The sequence below is a fragment of the Providencia sneebia DSM 19967 genome, from assembly GCF_000314895.2.
GTDB lineage: Bacteria > Pseudomonadota > Gammaproteobacteria > Enterobacterales > Enterobacteriaceae > Providencia > Providencia sneebia.
The window spans coordinates 828,036-842,799 of sequence record NZ_CM001773.1 but is presented as its reverse complement, the minus strand read 5'-3'; the positions used below and the strand labels follow the sequence as shown (position 1 = coordinate 842,799).

General features: G+C 35.0%; 13 protein-coding genes. 5 read left to right on the top strand and 8 right to left on the bottom strand.

Features of this window, described 5'->3' with window-relative positions; translation table 11 throughout:
- Positions 1 to 32 precede the first annotated feature (32 nt).
- Entirely contained in the window at positions 33 to 1,430 is a 1,398-nt protein-coding gene (locus OO7_RS03385; RefSeq protein ID WP_008914564.1) for a NarK family nitrate/nitrite MFS transporter, read from the bottom strand.
- 329 nt (positions 1,431 to 1,759) lie between these two features.
- Here OO7_RS03385 and narX point away from each other — a divergent pair, with 329 nt between their 5' ends.
- From narX to OO7_RS03370, 3 genes are all read left to right on the top strand, one after another.
- On the top strand, positions 1,760 to 3,517 hold the full coding sequence (gene narX, locus OO7_RS03380) for a nitrate/nitrite two-component system sensor histidine kinase NarX (protein ID WP_008914563.1): 1,758 nt from the start codon (positions 1,760 to 1,762) through the stop codon (positions 3,515 to 3,517).
- A 21-nt stretch (positions 3,518 to 3,538) separates the two neighbouring features.
- Entirely contained in the window at positions 3,539 to 4,195 is a 657-nt protein-coding gene (gene narL / locus OO7_RS03375) for a two-component system response regulator NarL (protein WP_008914562.1), read from the top strand.
- Positions 4,196 to 5,165: 970 nt separating this feature from the next.
- Complete coding sequence (locus OO7_RS03370; RefSeq protein WP_008914561.1) at positions 5,166 to 5,486, top strand: helix-turn-helix transcriptional regulator; 321 nt, start codon at positions 5,166 to 5,168, stop codon at positions 5,484 to 5,486.
- Positions 5,487 to 5,858: 372 nt separating this feature from the next.
- On the opposite strand, the gene OO7_RS16155 is transcribed toward OO7_RS03370, so the two are convergent.
- Positions 5,859 to 7,121, bottom strand: coding sequence for a YadA C-terminal domain-containing protein (locus OO7_RS16155; RefSeq protein ID WP_008914560.1), 1,263 nt, complete (start codon positions 7,119 to 7,121; stop codon positions 5,859 to 5,861).
- Between the two features lie 393 nt (positions 7,122 to 7,514).
- Here OO7_RS16155 and OO7_RS03360 point away from each other — a divergent pair, with 393 nt between their 5' ends.
- On the top strand, positions 7,515 to 7,883 hold the full coding sequence (locus tag OO7_RS03360) for a DnaJ family domain-containing protein (protein ID WP_008914559.1): 369 nt from the start codon (positions 7,515 to 7,517) through the stop codon (positions 7,881 to 7,883).
- On the opposite strand, the gene OO7_RS03355 is transcribed toward OO7_RS03360, so the two are convergent.
- Positions 7,884 to 8,597 carry an AraC family transcriptional regulator gene (locus tag OO7_RS03355; protein ID WP_008914558.1) on the bottom strand — a complete coding sequence of 238 codons (714 nt, stop codon included), beginning with the start codon at positions 8,595 to 8,597 and terminating at the stop codon, positions 7,884 to 7,886.
- An 82-nt stretch (positions 8,598 to 8,679) separates the two neighbouring features.
- Positions 8,680 to 9,015, bottom strand: coding sequence for a tRNA-binding protein (locus OO7_RS03350; protein WP_008914557.1), 336 nt, complete (start codon positions 9,013 to 9,015; stop codon positions 8,680 to 8,682).
- Positions 9,016 to 9,392: 377 nt separating this feature from the next.
- On the opposite strand from OO7_RS03350, the gene OO7_RS03345 reads away from it, so the two are divergent.
- Positions 9,393 to 9,950, top strand: a complete 558-nt coding sequence (locus OO7_RS03345; RefSeq protein ID WP_008914556.1) for an NADPH-dependent FMN reductase — start codon at positions 9,393 to 9,395, stop codon at positions 9,948 to 9,950.
- A gap of 96 nt (positions 9,951 to 10,046) precedes the next feature.
- On the opposite strand, the gene potD is transcribed toward OO7_RS03345, so the two are convergent.
- From potD to potA, 4 genes are all read right to left on the bottom strand, one after another.
- Positions 10,047 to 11,096, bottom strand: a complete 1,050-nt coding sequence (gene potD, locus OO7_RS03340; protein ID WP_008914555.1) for a spermidine/putrescine ABC transporter substrate-binding protein PotD — start codon at positions 11,094 to 11,096, stop codon at positions 10,047 to 10,049.
- A gap of 123 nt (positions 11,097 to 11,219) precedes the next feature.
- The gene (potC, locus tag OO7_RS03335) at positions 11,220 to 11,996 is read right to left on the bottom strand and encodes a spermidine/putrescine ABC transporter permease PotC (RefSeq protein WP_008914554.1); all 777 of its coding nucleotides are present in this window, start codon (positions 11,994 to 11,996) and stop codon (positions 11,220 to 11,222) included.
- The gene (gene potB, locus OO7_RS03330; protein WP_008914553.1) at positions 11,996 to 12,856 is read right to left on the bottom strand and encodes a spermidine/putrescine ABC transporter permease PotB; all 861 of its coding nucleotides are present in this window, start codon (positions 12,854 to 12,856) and stop codon (positions 11,996 to 11,998) included. Before potB ends, potC begins: the two co-directional genes overlap by 1 nt.
- Entirely contained in the window at positions 12,843 to 13,952 is a 1,110-nt protein-coding gene (potA, locus tag OO7_RS03325; RefSeq protein WP_008914552.1) for a spermidine/putrescine ABC transporter ATP-binding protein PotA, read from the bottom strand. Before potA ends, potB begins: the two co-directional genes overlap by 14 nt.
- Between the last annotated feature and the right edge of the window lie 812 nt (positions 13,953 to 14,764).

The window sequence follows — 14,764 nt, the reverse complement described above, 5'->3', positions numbered from 1 at the left end:
ATACATTGCTTAATTATCTTTATTGATTGTTATTATTTGTATTTACGGCCATAAACCAGCCAAGTGATAAACACACAGAACACATAAAATATGAAGAAAATCTTCATTGCGCCGGCAGGTGATCCCGTTAGCATTAAAGAAGTACCAAATGCTTTTGGAATGAAAAAGCCACCAATTGCCCCAATGGCTGAAATAAACCCAAGCGCAGCTGCACTTTCTGTCACGGCTTTCTTTTGAGCATCTTCTTCCGTTGCACCTTGACCTAAAACTCGGTCAATGGTTAATTTGCGGAAAACAACAGCAATCATTTGGAATGTCGAGCCACTACCCAATCCAGCTGTTAAGAACAGCACCATAAAGACGGCATAGAATGCGATAAATGAGCCACCTTGACCGTGCTCAGGCAATGTGAGGAATAGTAGACCCGAGAAGATTGCCATCATGACAAAGTTGATAACGGTGACTTTGACGCCGCCGAAACGATCTGAAAGCATGCCACCTACTGGGCGAGCTAATGCGCCAAGTAGTGGACCAAAGAAAGCAAAATTCAAAATATTGATATCTGGAAATTGCGTCTTAGAAAGCATGGCAAAACCCGCTGAAAAGCCGATAAAGGAGCCAAAGGTTGAGAGATAAAGAAAGCTTAAGATCCATAAATGGCAGCGTTTTAATACAGGAAGCTGATCTTTTAACGATGCGCGATTAGCCGCTAAATCATTCATACCAAACCAAGCTGCTACTGTGAAAAATAGCAGGAAAGGAACCCAGATCCATGCGGCATTTTCTAACCATAATACTGAGCCATCAGCTTGTGGCGTGCCAGTTCCTCCCATAAAGGAAAAAACGCCAACACCAATAATAAAAGGTGCGATTAGCTGCATAACGCTCACACCTAAGTTGCCGAGGCCACCATTAATACCCAGAGCCCCACCTTGACGCGCTTTAGGGAAGAAAAAGCTAATATTGGCCATGCTAGAGGCAAAGTTTGCGCCTGCAAAACCACATAGAAGTGAAATAATGACAAAAATACTATAAGGTGTTGTAGGATTTTGAACTGCAAAACCTAACCAAACACAGGGAATAATGAGAAAAACAGTGCTAATCGCAGTCCAACGGCGACCACCAAAAATAGGGATCACAAACGAATAAGGAACACGTAAAAGTGCGCCAGAAACGGAAGGAAGCGCAGTTAATAAAAATAATTCATCAGTTGTGAAATTAAAACCGACTTTATTTAAATTAACGGCTACAGCGCTAAATAACATCCAAACACAAAAAGCAAGTAACAAACAAGGCACTGAAATCCATAAATTCCGATTCGCAATTCGTTGCCCAGTTTTTTGCCAAAATTGAGTATCTTCAGGTCGCCAATCCTGAATAACAGATCCTGACTGTTTTTGCTGAGCATTTAAGCGTTCTTGTTTCGACATAACTTCCCTCAATAAATAGCTTTCTTACAGGAAGTTTGTGGTTATTTAGCCGTGGTTAGACTGATCTAAATCAATAGACATTTAAGTTAGATTTTGTGCATTATATAGGCAGCCCAATAAGGGAGTAATAGGAGTATATTCACATAACCATATAAATATAAAAGATAAAAATAGAATTTATTAAAGTGTTTTTATCTTAATATTGGTACTATTTTATAGGCTGGATATTTAGTGGTAACACTTAAGTGGTATATGTAAATTAAAGCGATCTCTGAACAATATAACCATCATAAAAAGTGTGATTACGAGATTATTTTGGGAAAATGAATATGCCAACATTCCATCTTCGATTTTCGATTATCAACCAAGTTATTGGGCTGATGCTACTCATTGCTGTACTTGGTATTATCTGTATGACTATCTCGAATCGTATGATTATTAGTGTGCAAGGTAATGCACACGCAATTAATAAATCCGGCTCACTGCGAATGCAAAGTTACCGGTTACTTTCTTTAGTTCCCCTCAATGGCTATTCAAAGGAATATCTCGACGTATTAGAAAGTGATCTATCAAGCCGTGAATTAACACAAGTTGTCAAATCAGAAGAACTGACTACTCAATTTTCAGAATTGAATAATTACTGGCTAAAAACATTGTACCCAGCTTTAAATAAAGCCACTTCGCCAAATGATGCAAGATATGAAGTTATTACTTTTGTCAGTATGCTTGACGACCTTGTCCATGATATTGATGAAAAAACAGAACGAAAAATGACTTATGTCGCAATGACTCAAATCATTTTTATTGGCCTTGTTTTTCTATTATTAATTATCACCATTTGGCACCTAAGACGTAAAATTTATTACCCTTGGATAAAACTTCTAACCATGGCAAATGCCATTGGCCAAAAAGACTTTAGTCAGCGCTATCCAAGTCACAATAATAGGCAAGATGAATTAAATGCTTTGGGGATGACATTAAATCAAATGTCGGATGAACTGGCACAAAGTTATCATCAACTCGAACTCAGAGTTACCGAAAAAACAGCGGATCTCCGCCAAAAAAACCAAGTACTTTCCTTTTTATATCAATCCAACCAAATACTGCATTCAGCAACACCACTTGATGAGCGATTAAGTCATATTCTAGGAAAATTGCAAAAAATTACGATATTAAAAAATCTGAGCTTAAGATTATACGAAGATCATACTGGTAAATATTTTCATGAGATTAGCTGTAATTTAGATAATATTCCATCTGAAACCCTATCATCTATTCCTAACAATAATATCCTTCACCCTAAAACATTATTATGGGAACTTTCAGACAATATACATCGTTACGGTATCATCGTCGCCGAAATAGAAGCAAATGAATCACTTTCTGACGAACAAAATAATTTAGTTCTTATGCTCGTCAAACAAATTTCTGGCATGCTCGCGATGGAACATCAAATCGAACAACAGCAGCAGCTATTAATCATGGATGAGCGCTCATCTATAGCCAGAGAATTACACGATTCTATTGCTCAATCCCTTTCTTGTTTAAAAATGCAAATTAGCTACCTACAAATGCAACCTGAATCATTACCAGAAAAACATCAACAATTACTTAGCGAAATGCGTAATGAAATCAACACTGCCTATAGTCAACTACGAGAATTATTAACCACTTTTAGATTAAAGCTCACTGAGCCAGGATTACTTCCCGCGCTGGAAAACACGATTAACGAGTTCAGTCAAAAAATGGGCTTTGAGGTCTTATTAAACTATCATTTGCCTGCGAAGAGTATTTCACCACATCAATCTATTCATATTATACAGATAATCCGAGAGGCTCTAAGTAACATTCTTAAACATGCCCACGCTAATTGGGCACAAGTTTCTCTTCACCTACATTCAGGAATAGCCACTATTACTATTGAAGATAATGGTGAAGGAATAGAATTAACACCTAATAAACAAAACCATTACGGCCTAATTATTATGAGAGAAAGAGCACTTAGTCTTAATGGTACATGTGAAATAATTCGCAGGGAGCAAGGCGGTACAATCGTTAAAATCACATTCTCTTTATCTGTAGCTTAATTATTTTGGAGCAAAGCATTCATGGACAATACAAACATAACCAGTGAAAAATCAACGATTCTACTTATTGATGACCATCCAATGTTAAGAAATGGCGTCAAACAACTGATTAGCCTTGAGCCCTCATTATGTGTGATAGGAGAAGCTGGAGATGGAGCAACAGGAATAAAAATTGCTGAAGAACAAGATCCTGATTTGATCTTACTTGATTTAAATATGCCAGAGATGAATGGATTCGAAACACTTGATGAGCTGAGAAAACGTGAATTATCAGGGCGAATTATCTTATTCACAGTTTCTAATTATGGCGAAGATCTGATTAATGCACTTAAACGTGGTGCAGATGGTTATTTATTAAAGGATATGGAGCCTGAAGAGTTAATTGATGCGCTGAAAAAAGCAGCTAGCGGAAAAATGGTTGTTAGCCCAGCATTAACTTCCGTCTTAGCAGAATCACTACGAGATAATAAGCCAAAAACTGAAAATGCCATGTTGTCTTTAACACCGAGAGAAACCAATATTCTTGACCTTATTTCTCAGGGCTTATCCAATAAAATGATTGCTCGAAAATTAGATATTGCTGAAAGCACAGTTAAAGTACATGTAAAACATTTATTGAAAAAATTAAACCTAAAATCGCGAGTTGAAGCAGCGGTGTGGGTACATCAGCAAAAGTAGCATATACACTGATGAACTGATTAGTTAAGAAAGATTTGAAATTCATTTTAGCTTAAAGAAATTTCTAGGGATCGCTGATCCTTAGAGTTTTTTTAATCAAATGATTATATTACTCAGAGATCCTAATTAACATGTAATCTATTAGATAATTTTTCTTTTTTTTACTAAATCTACATTAAATAAGCCTTTGTATGCATAAATTAGGCATATATCACAGCTAAAAATTACTTTTTAGCTTAAACTACAAATTAAAGTAATATTTGTATAAATAATTTAACAAAGAATAATAGCGCTGAATAATATTTAAATGTAATTAATAAAATATAATTAAATATTAAGTATTGCAACTATGGTTTTTTAGCTTATGCACGACAGGTTCTAAACAAAACAACAATGAATAATTGATAATAAAATGTTATAGTTATGCTTAATATCATTACAGTTATCTGATTTAATGTTGGAAAATAAAAGTTAATTAATATTAATTAAACTACCGTTAATAAGTCATAAAAAACCACATAGATCTCTAAAATATTTTACATATGCTTATATTAAGACTTTTCTTAAAAAGCCTAATAATAACCTAATGAAATACCATAAAACGAGTAATAATTATGTAAACATGCATATTATTAGTATGTTTTTTAACCTAAACAAGCAATATTTAAATATAATTTCTGTGTTAATATTTATAAATGTATCAGAATGTAAAAATATAACCTTACAAATGTTATGTGATTTTTATAACTCATTGTTAATATTTTGATTTTATTTTTAACGCTAATTTGTTTGTAATAAAATTTACGGCTAATAGATTATTACGTTTTATTTTCAGATTTTGATTTCTTAAATCAATTATACAAAATAGACTATTGGTTTTAGTATTTGATTACATTTTGTGAAATTAGATGATTACTGTGCTCAGTAAAACATCCTAATTAACATACTTATTTTCATGAGGTTAACATTTATGGATTATCTTGCAGATGAAATGAACAGAAATATAGGGCTGTATATAAGAAAAATTAGAAGAGAAAAAAATTTATCCGGTAATCAATTGGCAAGATTATTGAACATTAGCCAACAACAGGTATCCCGTTATGAAACAGGAAAAACCAAACTTACTTTTGAAGTGGTAGATAGTATTCTGGTTATATTAAATAAATCATGGAGAGACTTATTTAATACGGTCATACATGAACATGACCATAGAAGAATAAATGATGCTATACATAAAGATAGAACTTATTATAAAATCACAAATACAACGAATAACAATCTATTAAATTAATATTAATCTATCATAGAATATTAATTTATTGATAACTATTTTTATTCTACATAGAATCACTTAAGTATTACTATTAATAAATAACACCAACCAGGAATTATATAACGCAAAGATGCCAGTTTAAACTATATATTTTAAACTGGTATATATAAAGTGTTGGCTCTATTTTTAAAAGCTATAAATACTATTGAATAAAACGAGTGCATATTATGACCTATTGATTGTATTTAATAAAGTACTTTACCGTTAAAATATTTTATTAAGTATAATTACATTTTTGATTTAATATAAATAGAGCAATAATTATAGAAAAAGCTAGCAATCGCTAGCTTTTGATTATTGAGGATAATAACGAGGTTTACTAATTAATACTTACCATTCAAAATTCACACCGACATTATAAGTGACACCTTTGAAATCATCTGTATTGGTTGCAATACCCGCTTTCACTGCCGTATTTTCATCAAAACGATAACCAGTACCTGCCGCAATCGCAGTTTTTGATTCATACCCACCCAGAGCAACAGTCGCATTCAATTTACCAACACCATAAGGTTGGAACAGCCCATTTAATGCGGCTTGAGATGCAAAACCGCGTTTCATCGTATCATTGAGGTCATCCACTTTTTGATCCAAACGATCAACTCGTGAATTTAATTTATTAATATCTTGACGGTTTTTAGCAATATCAGATTTATTTTGCTTAATGCTCGCATCATAACTGTAATTTTGTTTCCATTGCTCATCCCAGAAAGCATCATTTTGTGCCAATTTACCATTAACTTGGCCATTAATTTCTTTCTGCTGGGATATGGAATTATCCAGTTTAGTGTTAGTATCTTTAATGGCACCCGTATTTGCAGTTACCTTCTCATTTGTCTCTGCTAATGCTATTTTGCCGTTAGTAATTGTGTTATYTAATWKCSYATTAKTGKCTTTRATMGCACCAGMATTGGCAGTWACCTTCTCATTTGTCTCTGCCAATGCTGTTTTACCATCTGCAATTGCACCATCTAATTTCGTATTAGTCTCTKTGATVGMAYCWGTATTTGCTGTAATCGCAYCAGAATTGGCAGTTACCTTCTCATTTGTCTCYGCCAAWGCTGTTTTACCATCTGCAATTGCACCATCTAATTTCGTATTRGTSTCTTTGATAGCACCAGTATTTGCTGTAATCGCATCAGAATTGGCAGTTACCTTCTCATTTGTCTCCGCCAAAGCTGTTTTACCATCYGCAATTGCACCATCTAATTTCGTATCAACTTTATCTGCTTTATCTATCGCTGTAACAGCCAAATCACCTGCACTTTGGACAGTATCCCCTTCAAACTTACCATCAATAGAAACGCTATCGTATTTTGGATTGAATTCAACTGTTGGTGGCGTTGGTGGATTCATTATTGGATTACCATCTGCATCATATGCTGGCTGTCCATTCGCTTCAGCTTGAGTTGGTGGAGTACCAGGATGAATGACCTCTTCTTGACAGAATGCTGGATTACACCCACTCGTTTCGCTCGAACTAGGTGGATCAATATGTGGTGGTTGTGGAACGTCAATATTTTGAGAGGCTAATGCCCCGCCAGATAAGCCAAGACACGCAATAATTGCCAATGAAATTTTATTAAGTTTCATGAAAACTCCTAAGAAATGTAGAACATGTTTTATACTTCCCTGCCGATTATACTCAGGATGAAATAAAGATCTACAAAATGATCAATATGCAGAATAAAAAACTTTTTAAGATGATCCGATAAAGATCATCTTAATTGAACATAAAAAGATCATCTTAATAGGATTGACGTTTGTGGTTTCATTAAAATTAGGCATAAACTATAAAGAATAACGACAAAATTGAGTATTAAAATGCAAAAAATGAGTTAAATGGAAATATACTCAATAGAACAATGCAATTAATTAAGGATAAAAAACATTAGTGTTTAACTAAATGAGTTATCTTGAAGTTTTATTTCTTTCGGAATATCTTGCTTAAACAATAGAAAATAATTGGGGAATGAAGGAGTTTGTATGTCAGCCATTGATGATTGGGCAGAACGTCATATTCAAGAAGCGCTCAACAAAGGTGAATTAAATAATCTAAAAGGGGAAGGTCAGCCTCTTTTATTAGATGACGACAGCCAAATTCCAGCAGAACTTCGTGCAGGTTATCGTATTCTTAAAAATTCAGGTTATTTACCTCCTGAATTACAACAACGGAAAGACGCACTTTCATTAGCTGAAATGTTAAAAGGCTTATCACATGATGATCCTAATTATCAGCCACTTTGCAAGCAATTAGCGTTATTAGAATTGAAGCTCAAACAAGCCAATGTGAATACTGATTTTCTTTATAGTCATTATGAAAATCAGATTAACCAACATTTTAAATCTAAATAATCACTTAAAGTCTAACCTGCTCTTTGCCATCTGAGCACGATATTCTATCGGTGTTTTACCGTAAAATTGACGGAATGCTTGGCTAAATGCAGAATGGGATTCATAACCGACGGCCAATGCAATTTGTTCAACCGAATTTGCACCGTTTAATAAATGGCTAGCAGCTTCCATTCTCTTACGTAATAAAAATTGCATTGCCGTTAATTGAGTTTCAGCTTTTATTTTACGCTGCAGAGTACTCACTGACATACAACAAGCATTTGCAATATCTTGGCAACTAATAGGTAAATGTAATCGCGCATTTATCCAGCAAGTTAAAACATCTAACCAGTGATTTTCAGGTTTTAATTGAGCTAACAACAAACGAGCGAGTGTAAAATGGTGCTCAGCTGGCTGTGGAAACTGTTTCAGCCAACTTAATAAACCCATCGCGGCAGGTGTTAATGAGAATGATGTCATTTTTTCATCAATCGCCCATTGTGATGTTGCTGGCATTTCTAATACATAGTTTTGATTACCTGATTGCCCACTGAATGCATGATCTACACTCGGAGCGATCACCACGCCATGCCCACCATTTAATAAAAAATGTTGGCGATGCATATTAATTTCCATTTGACCGGATAATGCAAAGACAATTTGCCAATGCCCATCATGTTGATGAGAAATCACATCTTCAGAATATTGGCGGTAGTGTAATTCTGGCAGCAACAAAAATACGCTCCTATTGGCTAACAATAGGAGAAGTATAACTTTTTAAAATAAAAAATATACAGTCGCAATTTACCTCGCAAAATTACGCAAGGCGAGCGCCATTAGGTAGAGGAAGATTGAATTCGGCAAGTACAATTGCTCCTGTTTCATCCGGTGCGCCCGTAATCAATACTTCTGATTTAATACCTGCAATACGTTTCACTTCAAAATTACAGACACATAATACCCGCTTACCAATAAGTTCTTCTGGCGTATAATTTACGGTTATTTGTGCACTTGAGCATTTAATCCCTAATTCACCTAAATCAACTTCCATGACATAAGCGGGTTTTTTCGCCTTGCTGTTCACTTCTGCTTTAATAATTGTACCGACTCGCATTTCAACACGTTCGAAATCATTCCACTCTATTATTTGCATAATTTTTCCCTGTTAACATGAATAATGAATAGCTTGTAAGCTACCATAACAATCCCTTTCTCTTTTATCGCTAAACATTCATTTTCTATTGCGAAACAACCAAAATAGGTATTGATTAAAAATCATTCATTTGGATATTCAGTCAGTAGAATTTGCTGATTTATTTTATTTAGATGACAATATATTATGCTGATTAATGGGTATATTTTTGACTTTAGCTAGAGAATAAATAAACTAATTAAGATGTAATATGAATTTAATATCTAGCATCTGTCAAATATAAACAACTCTATTTTGAATAGTTTAGGTTGTCTCTCTCCTACCTAAACTATTTTGGATATATCATTAATTACCAACGCGGAAAGAGGGTTTTATTTATGTCAAAGCACTATCAGATTGGTCTTGTAGTAGGTAGCCTGCGTGCGGACTCTTACAATAAACAAGTTGCAGAAGCATTAATTAAATTATTTCCAAGTACATTCACATTCAAGTTTATCAATATCAGTGAATTACCATTATATAACCAAGATGCAGATCAGAATGTTCCTCCTGTTGTCTCTGAGTTTAAATCACAAGTAGAGCAATGTGATGGGATCATTTTTGTCACCCCTGAATATAATCGTTCTATTCCAGGTGTACTAAAAAATGCGATTGACCAAGGCTCACGCCCCTGGGGAAGTAACTCTTGGAATTTAATTCCTGCCGGTATTCTTGGCGTTTCTATTGGTAATATCAGCACGGCAATTGCTCAACAACATTTACGCAATAGCCTCGCTTTTTTAAATATGCCGACAATGAATCAACCGGAATGTTTTCTAAAATGGTTTGATGGCATGGTAGATGAGCAAAAAAACTTCTCACCAAAAAGTAAAGAATTTATGCAAAACTGGGTTGATGCTTATGTACAATTCGTTGAAAAGAATGCGACTCATTAATCTATCTTCTGGCATTTAACTCAACAAATTGATTGATCAAAAAAGGCACCTTTTTCTTATTAAAAAGGTGCCTTTTAACCAAGCTAGGCTAAAAAATTAGCGGCCAGCTTTTATCTTTTGAAAATACTCTTCGTACAATATATTGGTATTCCCAACATCACTTTGCCACTCACCTTTATTAATGACTTCTTCACTTGGATAAAGTGATTGATCATTCACAATTTCAGCGGGTAGCATTTTCTTCGCTTCTAAATTAGGTGTTGGATAACCAATAGATTCGGCAACTTGCGCTGCAATTTCTGGACGCAGTAAAAAGTTAATTAATTTATGAGCACCTTCTGGATTTTTGGCATTCGCAGGTATGGCTAAGCTATCCATCCAAAAAATCCCACCTTCTTTAGGCCAAATCATTTCAATCGGTAAACCTGCTTGTCGCGCAACAAATGCAGAGCCATTCCATAGCATCCCAACATCAACTTCACCTTCAATAAATGGCGTTGCAGGATTATCGGAGTTAAAAGCTAAAATATTTGGACGCAGTTTTATTAGCTCTTGATACGCTTCTTCTATTTCTTTCGGATCTGTGGTATTTCCTGAATAACCTAATTTAGTCAATGCAACTTGGAAAACTTCACGCGCATCATCCATCATGAGCAAGCTATTTTTATATTCAGGTTTCCAAAAATCAGCCCAAGATGTGACTGAACCCGCTTCAATTGCATCGCCATTGATACCAATTCCGGTTGCACCCCAAATATAAGGAACGGAAAAATCATTTTTGGGATCGAACTCTTTATGTAATAAGTTCGGGTCAAGATTTTTAAAATTACTCAGCTTATCTTGATCAATTTTTTGCAGCATACCTTCTTTACTCATTTTAGAAATAAAGTAAGTAGAAGGTACAACCAAGTCATAAGCCCCTTCTTTATAGGTTTTTAGCTTGGTATACATACTTTCGTTTGATTCGTATGTGGAATAGATCACCTTGATCCCAGTTTCTTTAGTAAATTGTTCTAATAAACCAGGGGGAACATATTCTGTCCAGTTATAGAAATACAGTACATCTTTATTTTCATCAGCGGCAGTTGCCGTACCAATACTTGCAGCCATCAAACCTGCGGCTAATAGATAAGACCATTTTTTCATGACTGAGCAATCCCTCAACAAAGTGTTATCTTATAGGTTTTAGTAAAACCTACCCTCTCGCCAAACGGCATTAAAAGAATCACGAGCGATAAAATCCACCAAACTCGTGACCCACAAAACAGATTATTTTGAAGATTTATCTCGCATTACCCACTGGCTAACGCAGACAAGAATGAGTGACATCAATAATAAGATTGTTGCCAACGCATTGACTTCAGGTGATACCCCGACTTTTACCATTGAATAAATTTTCAGCGGTAAAATCTCATAGCTTGGCCCAGTCACAAAGGATGAAACTACAACATCATCCATCGATAATGTGAAACTTAATAACCAACCCGCCACGACAGCAGGCAAAGCCAAAGGTAAAATAATTTTACGTAAAATCGTAAATTCACCCGCACCAAGATCGCGTGCTGCCTCCAACATTTTCACATCAAAATCTTTTAATCTCGCATAAACTGTCACAACAACAAATGGTAGACAAAAAGTAATATGAGAAAATAGGAGTGACCAAAAGCCAAGTGAAACACCTAAAATCATAAATAAAACAAGCAGCGATATTGCCATGACAATATCTGGTGACATCATAACAACAAACAACATACCACCCACAAAAGGCTTGCCCCTAAAACGGTAACGAAAAAGTGCGACCGCCGTCAAAGTACCAATAATAGTTGCAAAGGTTGCTGATATAATCGCCATCGTGACTGAATGTCCCGCAGCTTGTAATAAGCTGTCATTGTTTAATAACAGCTCATACCATTTCGTTGAAAACCCTTGCCAATTAATACCAAAACGTGATTCATTGAACGAGTTCACAATCAAAATGATGATTGGGATATAAAGATAAGCATAGACGATGGCCATAAAACCACCGCGCAGTGTACGACCAATCATTATTCGTACGCCTTTTTATTCAAAAGCTTAGCAGCTCGATAATACACATACAGCAACAATCCCATCATCACAGTCAAGAAGATACTTGTTGCAGCACCAAATGGCCAATCTCGAATATTCAGGAATTGACTCTTGATGACATTCCCTATCAGCAGATTTTTTGCGCCACCCATTAAATCAGCGACGAAGAATAATCCCATTGCCGGCAATAAAACTAATAAACACCCTGCAATAATGCCCGGCATAGTTAATGGAATGATGATTTTTACAAACGTTTGGAATTTATTTGCACCTAAATCTCGAGCGGCTTCTAAGTATGATTTATCCAGCTTTTCAATACTGGAATAGAGCGGCATCACCATGAAAGGTAATAAAATATAAACCAACCCTAACACAACCGCCTCAGAGGTATACATAATACGAATTGGTTTATCAATAATGCCAATCCATAATAAAAAGTCATTAAGATACCCTTTGGTACTTAGAAAAACTTTTAGCCCATAAATGCGGATTAATGAATTAGTCCAAAAAGGCACTATCAATAAAAATAGCATTAAAGGTTGTATCCGCTTAGGCAGTTTTGCCAATATAAATGCAAATGGATAACCAATAATTAAGCAGAAAAATGTCGCCACTAATGCCATATTCAATGAATGTAGCATCACTTCGGCATACATAGGATCAGCAAGGCGGCTGTAGTTATCCCATGTAAAAACCATATCAACCAGATTGGCGTCACTACGCGTTAAAAAGCTTGTACCGATGATCATTAAATTTGGTAGGAACACAAACAGCACCAACCAAGCAACGACACCTGTAATGATGATATTTTGGAGAACTTTGTGTTTACGCTTGATCATCCAATACCACCTCCCAACTTTCAACCCAAGTTACTGCAACTTTTTGATTTAAGGAGTGATCGACATCAGGGTCATCTTCATTGAAAAATTCGCTGACCATAATAATTTTGCCATCTTCCATTTCAACAACCGAATCAAGCGTCATACCTTTGTAATTGCGCTCGCGAACATAGCCAATTAACCCTTCGTAATTATCAGCATCATTCACTTCTTCAACACGTAAATCTTCAGGTCGTAATAAAACGTTGACTGATTGCCCTTCTTTCACTGGAAGATCAGTAAAAATATCACACTCATGTCCTTGAACATTGGCACGAATTCTTTTTTCATCAATACGATACAAAACTTTTGCATCAAAAATATTAATTTCACCAATAAATTGCGCTACAAAGAGATTTTTAGGTTCTTCATAAATTTCGCGCGGCGTGCCATCTTGCTCAATTTTACCTTCACGCATCACAATAATGCGATCAGACATTGCAAGCGCTTCTTCTTGATCATGAGTAACAAAAATAAACGTAATACCCAATTTGCGCTGTAATGCTTTCAGCTCATTCTGCATTTGCTTACGTAATTTGTAATCAAGGGCAGATAAAGATTCATCCAGTAAAAGCACTTTTGGTCGATTCACAACAGCACGCGCAATCGCAACCCGCTGTTGCTGACCACCTGATAAATGGTTTGGCCGGCGTAATGCAAAGTCTTCTAATTGCACCATGTGCAAAGCTTGAGTGACACGATGTTGAATTTCATCAGCAGGCGTTTTTTGCATACGTAAGCCAAATGCCACGTTATCAAAAACAGTCATATGAGGGAATAAAGCATAACTTTGGAATACTGTATTCACAAAGCGCTGCTCAGCTGGGATATCTGTAATATCCTGCCCATCAAGAATAATAGTGCCTTCATCGAGATCTTCTAGGCCAGCAATAAGACGTAAAACGGTTGTCTTACCACAGCCTGACGGACCTAATATGGTCAAAAACTCACCATTATTAATCGTCAAATCGAGCTCGGAAATAATTTGTTTGCCATCAAAAGCTTTATTTAAAGCCTTTAATTCTACGAGTGGTGTCAGAGAGGTTGTCTCAGTCATTTAGATACACTCTATCCCTAAGAATAATGCAGATAGAACCGCCACCGTTAAAGACTGTGGAAGCTTATCGGGGTACTCCCCAGCAAAGCCCAAAACCAGTGGCGCCATTAAATTTCATTAAGCTGTGCATAATAAACACTGTTCATGCAAATTGAAAGCCATTTTCCGACTGTTGTTTGCTTTTTGTTATAAAAACTCAATGAAATGACTATTTTTATACAAAAAAGGAAATAAAATCAGAGAAACTATGCGCGAATCTTATAATACTTACACATTTAATGATAAGCATTATAAGTCATCATTATTTGTATAAAAATAATACATTGAACTGGTTAAACTATTAAAATGTATAAATTCAGTTACAGAATAAATGAAAAAACTTAAAGTAAGGATATGGGGTAACATAAATAACTAATATAACCATAATTTGTTAAATTATATCGCTATTAGCTACATACGGATAAAATATATTTCATTATATTTAAAATGACCTATTTTATTATTTAAAATCTCGTCGCATTTCCTATATAAAAAAATTTTTTATTCATAATATTAACCAAGGTCATATTAATGTACTGCATATATTAATATGCTTAATCAATATTCATTATTTTTCTCATTGTATCATCACGATTCGTATCCATGAAGCAGAGATCTTATCCAATTGATACAATTATATTTTGTATTAGATATATGTTTGTTTATCTGTAAAAAAAATGTTCTTTAAATTTACATTTTATTTCCAATAAATCACGACGATGATAAAAAATTCTAACTTTATTTTAATTCTGAATTAATATGTGAGTGAACAA